Consider the following 14205-nt stretch of genomic DNA (forward strand, 5'->3'; position numbering starts at 1 on the left):
TTGGTGTCATTTCAGGAAGGCGGACAGCTCCTGCCAGGTGGCGTCGAACTGTTCCGCGTGCGGGAAGTGTCCGCTGTCGTCGACGATCGCGACGGCGGATCCGGGTATGGCCTCGGCGAACTGGCCCGCGTGGGCGAGTGGGGCGATCCGATCCTGGCGCCCCCAGACGATCAGGGTGTCCGCGGTGATCCGGTGCAGCCGGCGGCGCAGGCCGCGATCGGGGATCGGCCAGATGTACTTGCTGGTGCAGCCGACCGCCCACACCATCATGACCGCGTGCTCCTGGACCTGCGCGGGGTCGCCCGGCGGGGACAGCACGGCGGCGGCGGAGGCCGGGTCGTGGAAGAGCAGCGCGGGCAGCGTTTCCGGCGGGGCGGCGGCCCAGTTGGCGACGGGAGCGTCGGGCGACCACAGTCCGAGCGGGTCGAGCAGGACGAGTCGGCGCGGGAGCCGCGGGAAGGCGGCCGCGAGTTCGGCTGCGAGCATCCCGCCGAACGAGTGGCCGACGAGCGTCGGCCGGGTGATGCCGAGGCGGCGGATGACCTCCTCGTAGGCCAGCACCAGGTCGGGCAGCTCGTCGATCACGTGCACGGCGTCGGGGTCGTCAGGGGTGGTGCCGGGGAACTCCGGCGCGTAGACCGTGTACTGCCCGGCGAGCTCGGTCAGGAGCCGGTCCCACAGCAGGCCGGCGGCCGAGTGCAGGAAGACCAGCGGCTCGCCGGTGCCCGCGATCCTGACACGGACGTTCAGCCGGCCGTCCCATACCCGTACGGTCTCTTCGCGGACTTCGGGCCGCGTCGTCGGGGCGCTCATGACGCCACCGCCATGCGGGCGTCGCGGTCGGCAGCGGAAGCGGTGAGCGGGGGCCGCACACCGCCGAGGCGTTCGGGCCACCAGTGGTGCGGATGGTCGGTGTCCTGCCACAGGGTGCGCAGGTGGGGGGCGACTTCGCGGGCGAACAGGTCGATGTTGCGCAGCGCCAGCTCCTTGGGAAGCGAGCCGAATCCCAGCATCACGTGCAGGTTGCCGATCCCGTACTGGCGGCAGTAGTCCATGAGTTGGTCGCGCACGGTCGCGGGGCTGCCTGCCACGACGACTCCGGCCTCGACGAGTTGGCTGAAGTCGTTGGTGCGCATCTGGCCGGAGATTCCGTAGTCGGCGGAGTCCTTCATCAGCGCCCGTACACCGCGGATATCCATACCGCCGGGGATCGCGAGCCGTTCCAACGGAATCGCGCCCAAGCCCTTGCGGAAGGCGTACTCCAGGTGTTTCCCGTAGTCTCGCTCGGCCTGCGCGTCGGTGTCCGCGACGGCGACGGTCTGGAGGAAGCCGACTCGGTACGGGTTGCGCGGGACGCCGATCTCGTCGGCCAGGTCCCAGAACCGGTCGAAGATCCGCCGGCCGGTGAGCTTGGCTCCGGCGAAGCCGAAGTAGTTGAACCCGAAGCCCCGTTCCAGGGTGAGTCGCATGGTCACGGGGTTGCCGACGCCGGTGATCCATACAGGCGGGGCCGCCTGTAGAGGACGGGGCCAGATGTTGACCTGGGGGTACTGGTGGTAGCGGCCGTTCCAGGAGAACGGCTCCCGTTCGTGCCAGGCACGCAGGACCAGTTCGAGGTTCTCCTCGAAGCGCCCGCGGATCTCCATGGGCGGCACGCCGTTGTTGATCGACGCGTCGTAGTGGAGACCGATCGGGAATCCGGCGACCAGCCGTCCGCCGCTCATCGCGTCGAGCATGGCGTACTCCTCGGCGACCCGTACGGGCTCCCGGGTCTTGCCCAGGGAGCGCCCCATCGGGTAGATCGCCGTCTCCAGGCCCTCCGTCTCGGTGGCATAGGCGAGTGCGCCGGCGGCCACGTCCGGGTTGGGCATGAGGTCGTAGCTGCTCTGGGCGTGTTCGGTGACGATCAGTCCGTCGAATCCGGCCCGCGCGCCGGCCATCAGCTCGTCGAGGAAGTGCCGCATCGACGTGTACATGTGCTCGTTGTCCACCAGTGCGTACGGCACGCTGCAGACGGACTCATGATGCTGTTCGAAGTCGTCGTCCAAGTACCGGTAGGCGGCTTGCTCGAACAATGAGATCTTCATGGAATCTCCGGAATAGGGGCGCCTGACGGCTGGGGGGTGTCGCGCCGACGTGGCGTGGCGTGATCGTAGGTTCGGGCCACTGACCCTCTGCTGATCGACGGCTGATCGGCCGGCCGTCGCCACGCCGTGGTTCGTTCACTCGCCGGGCCGCAGATCCGGCGAGTGCTTGTAACCGAGGATGAGGACGTCGCGCAGTGCCTCCTGCCGGGGGTCCGCGGCGTTGATCGGGCGTGCCGCGTGCAGGATCTTCCGGTCCGCCCAGTACATGGTGTCCATGCGCGCGGTGAGGCAGAACTCTGTGATCAGCTCTTTCGAGTGGCTGTAGACCTGGGACTCCCCGCCCTCCGTGTTCCGGCGGCCCATCAGGTGGATCGCGCCGTAGTCGACCTCGTCGCGGTGCGGGCCCTCCGGGGTCGGGTCGCCGGTCTCGGAGGACGTGCTGATGATCCGGAACTGGTGGCACTGGACGTCCCAGGGGTCGTCCAGGGTCTCCGGGTCGACCGGGAACCGCGCGAAGTCGAAGGGGATGAGCGCCGTCAGCAGTGGGTTGTCCAGGGTGGCGGGGGAGAGCGGGGCGACCTCCCGGTGGAGTCCGCCGGCGTAGTCGTTGGCCTCGCCGGACTGGAAGTAGGGCCGGTGCGGTCGGAGCCGGATTTCACCAGTCCTGGGCAGGAAAGAGAACCGGTCGTATCGACGCTCGCGGAAGCGCGAATTATTCTTCAGGTATCTGTCGGTTTCCAGGTTATTCCATTCCGTCGCCAGTTCGGCCTCGTACCGGCGTAACTCCGGGTCAATCGGCAGCTGGTCACCGCGCACCAGCGAGTAGCCGTTGGCTCGCAACTCGTCCCGGGTGTTGATCGACACTCTTTTGCCTCCTGAGATGGCGGCCAGTTGTCCAACTATTCCCGGCCGACCGTCGCATGCGGTCGCTGACTGTGAACTGACACGGCCTTGGCATGGGCGACGGTCAGGGTCTCGTCAGCCAGTTGTCAAGCCTGCCATGTTGTACTCGGCCTGCATGACAGGAAGGTAGTCCAGTGACGCTGATTATCGAGCTTCTCGAACCGCTGTCCAGGCCGGAACGGCTGTCGACTCTGGAATCGACGGTAATTACGGAATTCAAGACGGCCCTGCTGATGGGGGATGACGAGGAACTGCCGCTGGAGGACAGTTTCTTCGAGCTGGGGCTGACCTCGCTGGCGCTCACCGATGTCAAGCAGCGCCTGGAGGGGCTGCTGGGCCGCGCCATCGGCAGCACGGTGTTCTTCAATTGCCCCACTGTGGAGCAGCTGATGGTCCACCTGACGACCGACACGCTGATCGACCTCTTCGGAGCGGTTGATGTGACGGATTAACAGAGCGCTGCCGAGCGGCGGTATCCGTCGGCCACATAGCGGTTCCAGGATGAGGAGTGTCAGCATGGCGGAATCGGACATGACGGAAGTCCGGAAGAAACTGGAGGAGGCAGAGAGGATAATTCGGCAGCAGCGGCGCACGCTGGGGAAATTACTACTGAACAAGCACGAGCCGATTGCCGTGGTGGGCGTCGGCATGCGTTTCCCGGGCGGCAATAACACTCTGGCCGAGTTCGACTCCTTTCTCCGCGCGGGTCGGTCCGGTATCGGTCCGCTGCCGCGCCACCGCTGGCGTCACGAGGTGCCCGAGGAGTCGATCAGCGCGCGGGCCGGAGGGTTCCTCGACCAGATCGACGAGTTCGACTCGCAGTTCTTCAACATCCCGCCCAAGCAGGCCCCTTATATCGACCCGCAGCAGAGGCTGCTGCTGGAGACCGGCTGGGAGGCCCTGGAGAGCGCCAACATCGATCCGGCGGGGCTGCGGCACGGCGACGGCGGCGTCTACGTCGGCGCCTCCCCACTGGACTTCGCGCTGGAGCTGGAGTCGCTGGCGGACGAGCAGCTCGACGGCGGCCTGGCCACCGGCCTGGGCGGCTACTCGATGTCGGGACGGCTGTCCTATTTCCTGGGCTGGCGGGGGCCCAGCCTGACCACCGACACCGCGTGCGCGTCGTCACTGACCGCCCTGCACCTGGCTGTCGAGGGGCTCCGCCGGGGCGAGTGCGGCATCGCGCTGTGTGCCGCGGTCAACGCCTTGCACAGCCCACGGTCGTTCGTCATCCTCAGCCACGGGCAGATGTTGGCGCCCGACGGGCACTGCAAGACCTTCGACGAGGCCGCCGACGGGTACGCGCGAGCCGAGGGCTGCGGGGCGCTGGTGCTCAAGCGGCTGTCCGACGCTTTGACGAGCGAGGACACGATCTTCGCTCTGGTGCGGGGCACCGCGATAGGTCAGGACGGCGAGAGCGCCGGGCTGAGCGCGCCCAACGGCACCGCGCAGGAGGCCGTGATGCGCGCTGCCCTGGCCAACGCCCGGCTGGAGCCCGGCGACATCCAGTACGTCGAGGCGCACGGGACCGGCACCCCGCTGGGCGACCCGATCGAACTGGGCTCCATCGACGGTGTCTTCGGGGACGCCCACGACCGGGACGCCCCGCTGATGGTCGGCTCGCTGAAGTCGAACCTCGGGCATATGGAGCCGGCGGCCGGTCTCGGCGCCCTGGTGAAGGTGATCGCGCAGATGCGTGCGGGCGTCTTCTACCCCCATCTGTGGCAGACGCCGTCCGCCCGCATCCCATGGGAGAGCTATTCCGTGCGGGTACCGACCCGGTCCTCCCCCTGGCAGGTACCGGTCCGGCGCGCGGCCGTCAACGGGTTCGGGGTCGCCGGAGCCATCGCGGTGGCCGTCCTTGAGCAGGCCCCGCCGTCCGAGACCGCTTCGCCGACGGACGCCGCGGACCCTCACGTGTTCACGCTGTCCGCCAAGAGCCGCCCCGCGCTGGCGCTCCAGGCGGAGCGTCATGCGCGGTTCCTGGCCGAGCATCCGGACACCGCCCTCGCAGACCTTTGCTACACGCGGGCCGTGGGGCGCTCGCACTTCCGCCACCGCCTGGCCGTCGCCGTGGAGAGCCCGGGCCAGCTGGCCGAGACATTGGAACGGCACAGCGCGCGAGAGCCGGAGGGGAGCGAGCAGAGCCCCGACGCGTTCCGCAAAGCGGCCTTCCTCTTCACCGGTTCCGGCTCTCAGTACGTCGGCATGGGGCTGCCGCTCTACCAGCGGTACCCGGTGTTCCGGGAACGGGTCGACGCGTGCGACGCCCAGTTCGCCGCCCTACTGGGGCGCTCGGTGGCCGACGTCATGTTCGGTGCCGCCCCCGATGCCGAGGACATGCTCGAACAGACCGTGTACACCCACGCGGCGCTGTTCACGCTGGAGTACGCGCTGGCCGGGCTGTGGCTGTCGTGGGGGGTCCGGCCGAGCGTACTGGTCGGGCACAGCGTGGGCGAGATCGTCGCGGCGACCGTCGCGGGTCTGTTCACCCTTCAGGACGGCACGGCCTTCCTCATGGCCCGCGCCTCCCTGATCCAGTCGGTCTCCGCGCCCGGCGGCATGGCCGCCGTCTCGGCGCCCGAGGCAGAGGTCCTCCCCCTGCTCGCCCCCTGGTCGGATCTGGCCATCGCCGCGGTCAACGCACCCGAGCAGTGCGTGATCTCCGGCGGGGCCGCCTCGCTGGCCGCCGCCGTGGAGCGGCTGCGCGGCCAGGGCCGGAAGGTCACCCCGCTGCGCGTGGCCTCCGGCTTCCACTCCCCCCTGATGGCCGAGGTCGCCGACCGGCTGCGGCAAGCGCTGGCCGGCGTGGCCTTCCACGAGCCCACCCTGTCGATCGTCTCCAACCGGACCGGCCGGATCGCCTCCCCCGGGGAGCTGGCAGACCCCGAGTACTGGGTGCGCCACCTTCAGGAGACCGTACGGTTCGCCGCCGGCGTGCGGACCATCGACGAGCGCGGACGCCATGTGTTCCTGGAGATAGGCCCGACCGCCGCGCTGACCTCCCTGGCCCGCCGGTCGGTGGACGCCTCCCGGCACCGGTGGCTGAACTGCCTCCAGCCCAAGGACAGCACCGGCGCCACCATCCGGACCGCGCTGGCCGGGGCGTACCGGGCCGGCCTCCCCATCGACTGGAACGGCGTCTACGCGGGGCGGGTCGGCCACCGGATCCCACTGCCCGGCTACGCCTTCGAACGGCATCGCTACCGGCTCCCGGTCTCGCCGGTCACGGCCCGAAGCGCGGGAGGCGGCGCGCATCCGCTGCTGGGGCGCCCGGTCGGCCCGGCAGACGGCGCGGTGCGGGAGTTCGGCGCGCGGATCAGCGCGGCTCACCCCGCCTACCTCGCCGATCACACCGCGGGGGGCCGGTCCTTCATGCCCGCCGCCGGGTACCTGGAGATCCTGCTGGCGTTGCAGGACGCCCTCCACGGGGACACCGCGCGGCCGGTGGAGGACATGCGCTTTCACGAGGCGCTGTTCCTGACCGACCGGCCCGTCCCGCTCATCACCCGCGCCACCGCCCGCCCCGACGGACGGCTCGCGGTGGAGATCCTCAGCCGTCCGCCCGACGGGGACGGCGCCGGGGAGCGGCTGCACGCGACCGCGGTCGTCGCCGCGGCCGGAGCGGACTGCGGCCTGACCGAGGCCGGGCGCGGGCTCGCGGACCGGCTGGCCGAACCGGGCACGCCCGATCAGGTCCTCAGCGGGGAGGCAGTGCGTGCGGCTTACGCCAGGGCCGGTCTGGAGTACGGTCCGCAGTTCTCCCGAATCCGGTCGCTCGCCCGGTACGGCCACGACGTCGCCGTCAGCGAGCTGGACGGCGGCGGGATCGACTGGGGCGAGTTCCTTCCCCCGCCGGTCCTGGACGGGGCCACGCACGGCCTGGCGGCGTTCCTCGACGACGGTCGGCAGTACCTCGCCACCCGCGTCGATCGCCTCGTCGTCTTCAAGAAGCCCAGGTCGGCCAGGCTACGGTCGGCGCTGCACGTCACCCGGGCCGTCGCAGGCCGCCCCGGCCCGGCGGTGACCGTCAATGTGCTGCTGACGGAGCACGGCGTCCCGGTGATGGAGCTGAGCGGCATGGGCTTCACCCGCCTGACACCCCGCCCCGCCACGGCGCGGAGCGCGGTGCCCGAGCCCGGCGCGCCTCTGGACCGTGCGGCCTTGCTGGCCGCGCCCGCCAGCGAGCGCCGCGGTGCGCTCGTCGGTCTGATCCGCGAGACGGCCGCCACGCTGCTCGCCGTCCAGGACCCCCGGAGCATCGATGCGTCCTCGACGTTCATGGAGCTCGGTGTGGATTCGCTGACGGCGATCGACCTGAAGAACCGGCTCCAGGCGCGGCTGCGCACCCCACTGCTCTCCTCGGCGGTATTCGACCACCCCTCGGTGGCGGAGCTCGCCGACTTCCTCGGCCGTCAGCTCGTACCCGAGTAGGCGGCGCATGATCCCGCCGACGGCCCGTCCGCGGAGCCCCGGCACAGGCGACGACGCCGGCCGGCGCCATGCGGGGCGCCAGGCCACACGACCCAAGGGGAGACATGTACGACCGTCAGCAGAGCACCCTCGCCGCGCGATCGGCGCTGCACGCCGAGCAGCGCCCCGACCACCCCGCCGTCATCTGCGAAGACCGTGTCCTGACCTACGGCCAACTGCACCGGGAGAGCAATCGCACCGCCCACGCCCTGCTCGGCGCGGGGCTGTCGGCGGGCGCACGGGTCGGTTATCTGGGCCGGGAGTCGGAGTACTACTACGACATCGCGCTGGGCTGCGCGAAGAGCGGCACCGTGCTGGTGCCGATGAACTGGCGGCTGACGCCGCGGGAGGTCGAGCACGTCCTGGCTGACGCACGGGCCGAACTGCTCTTCGTCGAGCGGGAATTCCTGGACGTCGTCGAGCGGCTGCGACCCGACCTGCCGAACCTGCGGTGCGTCGTCGAGACGGACTCGGAAGAGCACCTGGCGGGCGGGCTGTTCGACTGGAAGGCCGCGGCGCCCGATCACGACCTGCCCGGCGCGGGCGGCTTCGACGACGCGGTTGCCCAGCTGTACAGCAGCGGCACCACCGGGCTGCCCAAGGGGGTGGTCCTGGCGCAGCGCACCTTCTTCACCTTCATCGCCGACATGAAGCGCCAGGGCGTGGACTGGATCGACTGGCGGCCGCAGGACCGGGGACTGAGCTGTTTCCCGGCCCTCCATACCTCCGGGTTCGGCTGGTTCATGCACTCCTTCAACGTCGGCGCCACCACCGTCATCATGCGCCGGTTCATCGCCGACGAGGCCACCCGGCTCATCGAACGGCACAAGGTGACCACTGTGTGGGCTGCCCCGGCGATGCTGCGCATGATGCTGGCCGAGCGGGACACGCGCCGCGACACTTTCGCGTCGGTGCGCAAGGTGGTCTACAGCGGCTCGCCGATCGACCGCGAGCTGCTGTTGACCTGCATCGAGGTGTTGGGCTGCGAGCTCGCGCAGGGATATTCGTCGGCGGAGGCGGGCAGCTTTCTGACCTGCCTGGCGCCCGGCGACCACACACCGGACAGCAAGGTGCTCGGTTCGGCCGGCCGGGCCTGCCCGGGCATCGATGTGCGAATCCTCGGGGACGACGGCGAGGTCCTCCCGGCACACGAGGTCGGCCGGGTGACCGTGCGCAGCCCTGCCCGATTCCTCGAATACTGGCGGATGCCCGACGCCACCGAACGGTCCGTGGTCGACGGGCGGCTGCACATGGGCGACATGGGCTACCTGGATGACGAGGGGTACCTCTTCCTCGTCGATCGGCTCGACGACACCATCATCGTGGCCGGCCAGAACATCTACCCCACCGAGGTGGAGAAGGCCCTGCGCGACCACCCGGCGGTGTCGGACGTCGCGGTCTACGGCGTGCCTGATGTCCACTGGGGGGAGGCCGTCCGCGCCGCGGTCGTGCTGCGGCCGGGCACCGACGCCGTTCCCCGGGACTTCTTGAAGTTCCTGAACGGCCGCATCGCCGGCTTCAAGATCCCTACCGGGTACGAGATCGTCCCCAGCCTGCCGCGCAACCCGACCGGCAAAATACTTCGGCGGGCCCTGAAGGAACACCATACGGCCGCGGCACGAGCGGCGGCGGGGGCATGACGGCGGCGGCTCGGTGGCTCCACCCGGCCGACGCCGAGCCGGATGCCCGCTCCCGGCTCTTCCTCTTCCACCACAGCGGAGGCAGCGTCGCGGCGTACCGCGCGTGGCCGCGCCTGCTCCCCAGCGATGTCACGAGTCAGCGCGTTCAGCTTCCCGGCCGCCAGGAGCGGGGGCGTGAGGCCCCGTACACCGAGCTCGAACCGCTCGTGGACGCCCTCGTGCGGGTACTCGCCGCGGACCTCGACGACCGCCCGTACGCGGTGTTCGGGCACTCCATGGGTGCTCTGCTCGGCTACCGGGTGGCCGTTGCCATGGCGGCCCGGGGACACCCGGCGCCGGCCCTCGTCGCCGTCTCGGGCTGGGCCCCGCGCGGTTTCGGCCCGCCGGCGCCATGGCCGCCCGGGGCGCCCGGCACGTTCGACGAGGCGGTCGCGGCGATGCGGCGACTCGGTGCGCTGCCACCGTGGGTCCTCGACGATCCGCAGGTGCTGGCGGAGAGCGTCCGCGCGTTCCGCGCCGACGCCTCGGTCTGTGCCGACTACCGCGACGACGGCGCGGTCACGGCGGCCCCCCTCGTCGCCTACCGCGGCGGGAGCGATCCGCTGCTGGCGCCCGGCGCGATGCGCTCCTGGGCCGCCCGGACGTCCCGGTATCTGGGGTGCCGGGAGTTCCCCGGGGACCACTTCTTCATCGACGCGCACGTGGACGCCGTCACCGCCGACTTGGTCCTGCTACTACGCCGCCACACGGCGGCTCACGACGGATGAATGGGAGTCGACATGCTGCTCCGCCCCAACGAACTGACCGATCGCTACGTCGATGCGTGGAACGAGGCCGACCCCGAGCGCTGCCGACGGGCGGTGGAACGGCTCTACGCACCGGACGCCATGTATATGTTCTACCGGCGCGATCCGGTGCACGGGCACGCGGCGATCGCAGCCCAAATGGCATATACACATCAAATTTATGACCCCATGGGGTATCTCTTCAAGTCCTCGCACAATGCGATGGGCCACCACAATGTCGTCCGGCTCAATTGGGTGATGGTCTCGGCGGCCACCGGCGAACTGGAGGTGGCCGGCCAGGACACCCTCGTGCTCAGCGAGGACGGCCGCATACAGACCGACTACCAGTTCCACGACAAGCTTCCGACGTCCTTCACCTACAATGACGGATACGAGGAGCACGGCGTCGCGACGAGGTCGGCCAGCCCGGTGCGCATTTCCCCCGGCGGCTGAGGAACGGACCGTCGCATTCCGCGACCCCAAGAGTCCCACAATCGGCGTAAATTCCCCTTACAGGCATCACGGTATCCGGTAAGCCGCCGAAGCACCGGGACACTGGGTGCATTCCCGGGCGCCGAATCGCTGACCAGTACGGAAGTCCGGCGTGTACCACATCATTGACATAGTTGAAACTGTCGGATAATGTCAGATCTCGAAAAGTCCGTTCAGTGAGGCCGCAAATATCCAGCGCCGCCATTCCGGTGGGCGCGGGGCAGTGCGTACACCCCGTAAAACACTCGGGGCATGTGGCACGGAATGGCTTATCAGGCTACAGCTTTCCATCTCGCGGGGGAGAAGGTTCATGCTGTTCTTTTCTGTTTTGGGTTCCGTGGAAGTACGAAAAGCGAAAAAGCCTTTCCGGCCCGGTGGTGCGATGCAGCAGACGTTGCTCGCCACGTTACTGGTCGCCGACGGCGCGCTCGTCCCGGTCGATGCCCTGATCAGCGAGCTATGGGGTACCACTCCCCCTTCCAAGGTCGAGAACGCCTTGCAGGCCCAGGTGAGTCGCACGCGCCGGACGCTCGCCAGGCTGGAGCCCGACCGCACCACCTCGCGGGTCGCGACCAGCACTTCGGGCTATCTGTTCATCCTCGACCGCTGGGAACTCGACGCATACGTACTCCTGGACACTTTCGAGGCGATCCGCACGCGGCTGACGCTGGGCGCCTCGGGCGATCTGCGCCATGACATAGAGGACCTGCGGGCGGCGTTGAACCACTGGCGAGGGCCAGTATTCGGCGGCCTGACGGGGGGCCTCATCTGCCAGACGGCGGCGGCAAAATACACCGAGATCCGAAATTCCGCGCTGACTTTACTTTACGAGCTGGAACTCCGGGCCGGAAACCACGAACGGATCATTCCGGAACTCGCTGAGTTCTACTCGCGGAATCCGTCGCACGAACAGCTGTGCATGCTTCTCATGCGCGCGCTCTACCGGTCGGGACGCCAGCTCGACGCACTGAACGTCTACCGGCAGTGCCGGCACAACCTCATCGAGGCTTTGGGAATCGATCCCACACCGCTGTTGCGCCAGTACGAGCGCGCCATCCTCACCCACGACCCGATGCTGCTGAGGGACGACCCGAGCTGGTTCACTCCGCAGCTCGCCACAGTGCGAGCGCTCTGACCGGCACCGCCCGGGCCGGGCGGTGCGAGGAGCGCCGGCGGAACACACGCGGCGCTCGTCCGGGCTCCGGCACGGGCGCGTCCGTCCCGCCCCCGTCGGGGCGCGGAACCATGTCCCGACGCCCCGACGCCCGTACGCCTCAGGCCCGGGAACGCACCGCCTCGACCGCGGCGCGGATCTCCGCGACGCTGCGGTCCACGTCGTCCTCCGCGGTGCGCCACGACACCACGGAGACTCGCATGGCCGCACGGCCCTCCCACACCGTGCCGCCGAACCAGCACACGCCGCCGGCCTGGATCCGCGCGATCACCTCCCGGGTCGCCGTGTCGTCGCCGAACCGCACCATCACCTGGTTGAGGACGACCTCGTTGAGCAGCGTCGCGCCGGGAATCCGCGCGATCTCCCGCGCGAAGCGCCGGGTCATGGCGCAGCACCGGTCCACCAGGTCGGCCACTCCGGACCGGCCCAGGGTGCGCAGCGCCGCCCAGACCGGCAGGCTCCTGGCCCGCCGGGAGAAGTCCGGGACCCACTCGATGGCATCGCGTTCGCCGGTCACGCCGGCGGGCAGATAGCCGGCTCGCTCGTTGAGCATCGCCGCCTGGTGCGCCTGCGGGTGTGCCATGAGGACTATGCCGCAGTCGTAGGGCACGTTGAGCCACTTGTGAGCGTCGCAGGCCCAGGAGTCGGCCTTCTCCACGCCTGCCAGCAGGGGCCGCAGGGTGGGGCTGGCCGCCGCCCAGAGTCCGAACGCGCCGTCGACGTGGACCCATGCCTCGTGCCGGTGCGCGATGTCGCAGATCTCGCCGACCGGATCGATGGCGCCTGAGTTCACATCGCCCACCTGGGCGCAGACGATGATCGGTCCGGTGAGCGGGGCCAGGGTCCGCGCCAGGGCGTCGGGCCGCATCCGGCCGTGCGCGTCCGTCGGCACGTTACGGATGCGCCCGGTGCCGAACCCGAGGTAGCGGGCGGCCAGGTCGATCGTCATGTGGTGCTGCGCGCCCGCGACAATGTGCACCTCGGGGGCGCCTGACAGGCCGTCGCGTTCGACGTCCCAGCCCTCTTTGGCCAGGAGGTGGTGACGGGCGGCCGCCAGCGACGTCAGGTGAGCCATGGTGCAGCCGGTCGGGAACCCCACCGAAGCGTGCGCCGGCAGGCCGAGCAGGTCGATGATCCACTGGCCGGCCACGTGCTCGGCCACGGAGATCGCGGGCGAGAGGTTGTAGAGGCTGGCGGTCTGGTCCCAGGCCGCGACGAGCCAGTCCGCGGCGATGGCGACGGGCAGGGTGCCGCCCGTGACATAGCCGAAGTAACGCGGCCCGGAAGCCGCGGGAATTCCGCCTTCGGCGACGGCGCGGCCCAGCAGTTCGATGGTCTCGGCGCCTGGGCCGGGGCCCTCCGGCACCGGGCCTCCGAAAATCTTCAGCAGCTGTTCGGCGCTCGCGGTGGCGCCGACCGGCCGCTCGGGGAGACCGGTCAGATACTCCATCGCTTGCTGGTACGCCGCATCGAGTGGCGCTCTGTCCATTTGGGTCACTATTTCACCGCTTTTCTACTGGGCTGACTTCCGGCTGACCGGAGTGCCTCGGTGGATGGACTTGATCGCGTCCCGGGCGGTATGAATTCAGTGTTGTGCACGACCGGAGCGGGCAAGGGCCTCGCCGGGGCGGCAGCCAGCCCGGCATCATCAATTCTGAGAATGAGGGCGCCGGCCGCTCCGGATTCCGGCGAAATGGCAAGGGGAATCCGATGTCAGACGAGCTCACACGCAAAGTCATCGCGCAGTTCAACCGCGCATTCCAGGAGCATGATCCAGCTCTTTTGCGGGGCCTGCTCGCCGAGGACTGCGTCCTGGAGAATTCAAGTCCGGCCCCGGATGGCTCCCGGCACGAGGGGCATGATTCCTGCCTGGAATTCTGGTCCCAGATCGCGGCGAACGAGCAGTCGACCTTCCAGCCCGAGGAAGTGTGGGTCGCCGGCGAGCGGGCCGTATGCCGGTGGCGGCTCCAGTGGGGCCCGGGCGCGGCGGACTTCATCCGGGGCGTCAATGTGACGAGGCTCCGTGACGGACTGATCGTCGAGAGCATGGGTTACGTCAAGAGCTGAGGCATGAGCGGGGCGCGCTCCGAACCGGCGCTACGGGAGCGCGCCCCGTGCCGCGGCCCATGCCACGGCCCGTTGCGCGCGCCCAGCGTCACGCCGGCGGGGCGACCCGGCTATCCGAGCTGCGAGACCACCATGACGCAGTCCTCCAGCGCCCGCGTTCCATGGCCCTTGCCCACGGTGTCCTCCACCAACTGCGTGTTGCCCGGCGAGAAGACGCGGGTCTGGCCGTCGCTGACCCAGCATTCGAGGGAACCGCTGATCAGCGTCATAATCTGTCGGCGCGGTGCCGGGTGCAGATCTCCCTCGTACCCCTTGGGCAGGAACAGATAGACGACCTGCTGTGCCGGGGTGCCGTCGGAGACGTAGATGGGCGGCGCAGGCGGCGCGAAGTTCACGGCCGTCACCTCCAGCGTCTCGTCGATGAAATGCGACTCCCCACGTTCATCGTTGTAAAGCCTCGACACGGGTATTTTTTGGGTCTCGCTCACGAGCTTCCTCCTTGCTTTATGCGGAACCTCATCGAATGCGAGGCAACGCGATCAGATGAGCCACGAACGCGCTTCAAGGACTATCTCAGAATTGCC

General features: G+C 69.3%; 12 protein-coding genes. 7 read left to right on the forward strand and 5 right to left on the reverse strand.

What is annotated here, in order from left to right; translation table 11 throughout:
* Positions 1 to 6 precede the first annotated feature (6 nt).
* The 3 genes from AC07AB_RS38015 to AC07AB_RS38025 form a co-directional block, all read right to left on the reverse strand.
* Positions 7 to 813 (reverse strand): alpha/beta fold hydrolase, encoded by an 807-nt coding sequence (locus AC07AB_RS38015; protein ID WP_478576723.1) that lies wholly within the window; start codon positions 811 to 813, stop codon positions 7 to 9.
* Positions 810 to 2087 (reverse strand): LLM class flavin-dependent oxidoreductase, encoded by a 1278-nt coding sequence (locus tag AC07AB_RS38020; protein WP_478576725.1) that lies wholly within the window; start codon positions 2085 to 2087, stop codon positions 810 to 812. The genes AC07AB_RS38015 and AC07AB_RS38020 overlap by 4 nt, the downstream gene beginning before the upstream one ends.
* Positions 2088 to 2222: 135 nt before the next feature.
* The gene (locus AC07AB_RS38025) at positions 2223 to 2951 is read right to left on the reverse strand and encodes a 2OG-Fe dioxygenase family protein (RefSeq protein ID WP_478576726.1); all 729 of its coding nucleotides are present in this window, start codon (positions 2949 to 2951) and stop codon (positions 2223 to 2225) included.
* 173 nt (positions 2952 to 3124) lie between these two features.
* Here AC07AB_RS38025 and AC07AB_RS38030 point away from each other — a divergent pair, with 173 nt between their 5' ends.
* The 6 genes from AC07AB_RS38030 to AC07AB_RS38055 all read left to right on the forward strand — a co-directional run bounded on the left by AC07AB_RS38030 (position 3125) and on the right by AC07AB_RS38055 (position 11515).
* Positions 3125 to 3442, forward strand: coding sequence for an acyl carrier protein (locus AC07AB_RS38030; protein ID WP_478576728.1), 318 nt, complete (start codon positions 3125 to 3127; stop codon positions 3440 to 3442).
* Positions 3443 to 3506: 64 nt separating this feature from the next.
* The gene (locus AC07AB_RS38035; protein ID WP_478576730.1) at positions 3507 to 7424 is read left to right on the forward strand and encodes a type I polyketide synthase; all 3918 of its coding nucleotides are present in this window, start codon (positions 3507 to 3509) and stop codon (positions 7422 to 7424) included.
* Positions 7425 to 7528: 104 nt separating this feature from the next.
* Positions 7529 to 9103 carry a long-chain-fatty-acid--CoA ligase gene (locus AC07AB_RS38040; protein ID WP_478576732.1) on the forward strand — a complete coding sequence of 525 codons (1575 nt, stop codon included), beginning with the start codon at positions 7529 to 7531 and terminating at the stop codon, positions 9101 to 9103.
* The gene (locus tag AC07AB_RS38045; protein ID WP_478576734.1) at positions 9100 to 9870 is read left to right on the forward strand and encodes a thioesterase II family protein; all 771 of its coding nucleotides are present in this window, start codon (positions 9100 to 9102) and stop codon (positions 9868 to 9870) included. Before AC07AB_RS38040 ends, AC07AB_RS38045 begins: the two co-directional genes overlap by 4 nt.
* A 12-nt stretch (positions 9871 to 9882) precedes the next feature.
* Positions 9883 to 10341 carry a nuclear transport factor 2 family protein gene (locus AC07AB_RS38050; protein ID WP_478576736.1) on the forward strand — a complete coding sequence of 153 codons (459 nt, stop codon included), beginning with the start codon at positions 9883 to 9885 and terminating at the stop codon, positions 10339 to 10341.
* A gap of 349 nt (positions 10342 to 10690) precedes the next feature.
* Complete coding sequence (locus tag AC07AB_RS38055) at positions 10691 to 11515, forward strand: AfsR/SARP family transcriptional regulator (protein ID WP_478576738.1); 825 nt, start codon at positions 10691 to 10693, stop codon at positions 11513 to 11515.
* 139 nt (positions 11516 to 11654) lie between these two features.
* Here the strand turns inward: AC07AB_RS38055 and AC07AB_RS38060 are convergent, their stop codons facing one another.
* Positions 11655 to 13043 carry a pyridoxal phosphate-dependent decarboxylase family protein gene (locus tag AC07AB_RS38060; RefSeq protein ID WP_478576740.1) on the reverse strand — a complete coding sequence of 463 codons (1389 nt, stop codon included), beginning with the start codon at positions 13041 to 13043 and terminating at the stop codon, positions 11655 to 11657.
* 221 nt (positions 13044 to 13264) lie between these two features.
* Between AC07AB_RS38060 and AC07AB_RS38065 the strand changes: the two genes are divergently transcribed.
* Positions 13265 to 13621: a nuclear transport factor 2 family protein gene (locus tag AC07AB_RS38065; protein WP_478576742.1), complete on the forward strand. Its 357-nt coding sequence runs from the start codon at positions 13265 to 13267 to the stop codon at positions 13619 to 13621.
* Between the two features lie 110 nt (positions 13622 to 13731).
* Here the strand turns inward: AC07AB_RS38065 and AC07AB_RS38070 are convergent, their stop codons facing one another.
* Entirely contained in the window at positions 13732 to 14109 is a 378-nt protein-coding gene (locus tag AC07AB_RS38070; protein ID WP_478576744.1) for a cupin domain-containing protein, read from the reverse strand.
* Positions 14110 to 14205: the final 96 nt, after the last annotated feature.

It is taken from the genome of Streptomyces sp. NPDC044033 (assembly GCF_056434425.1).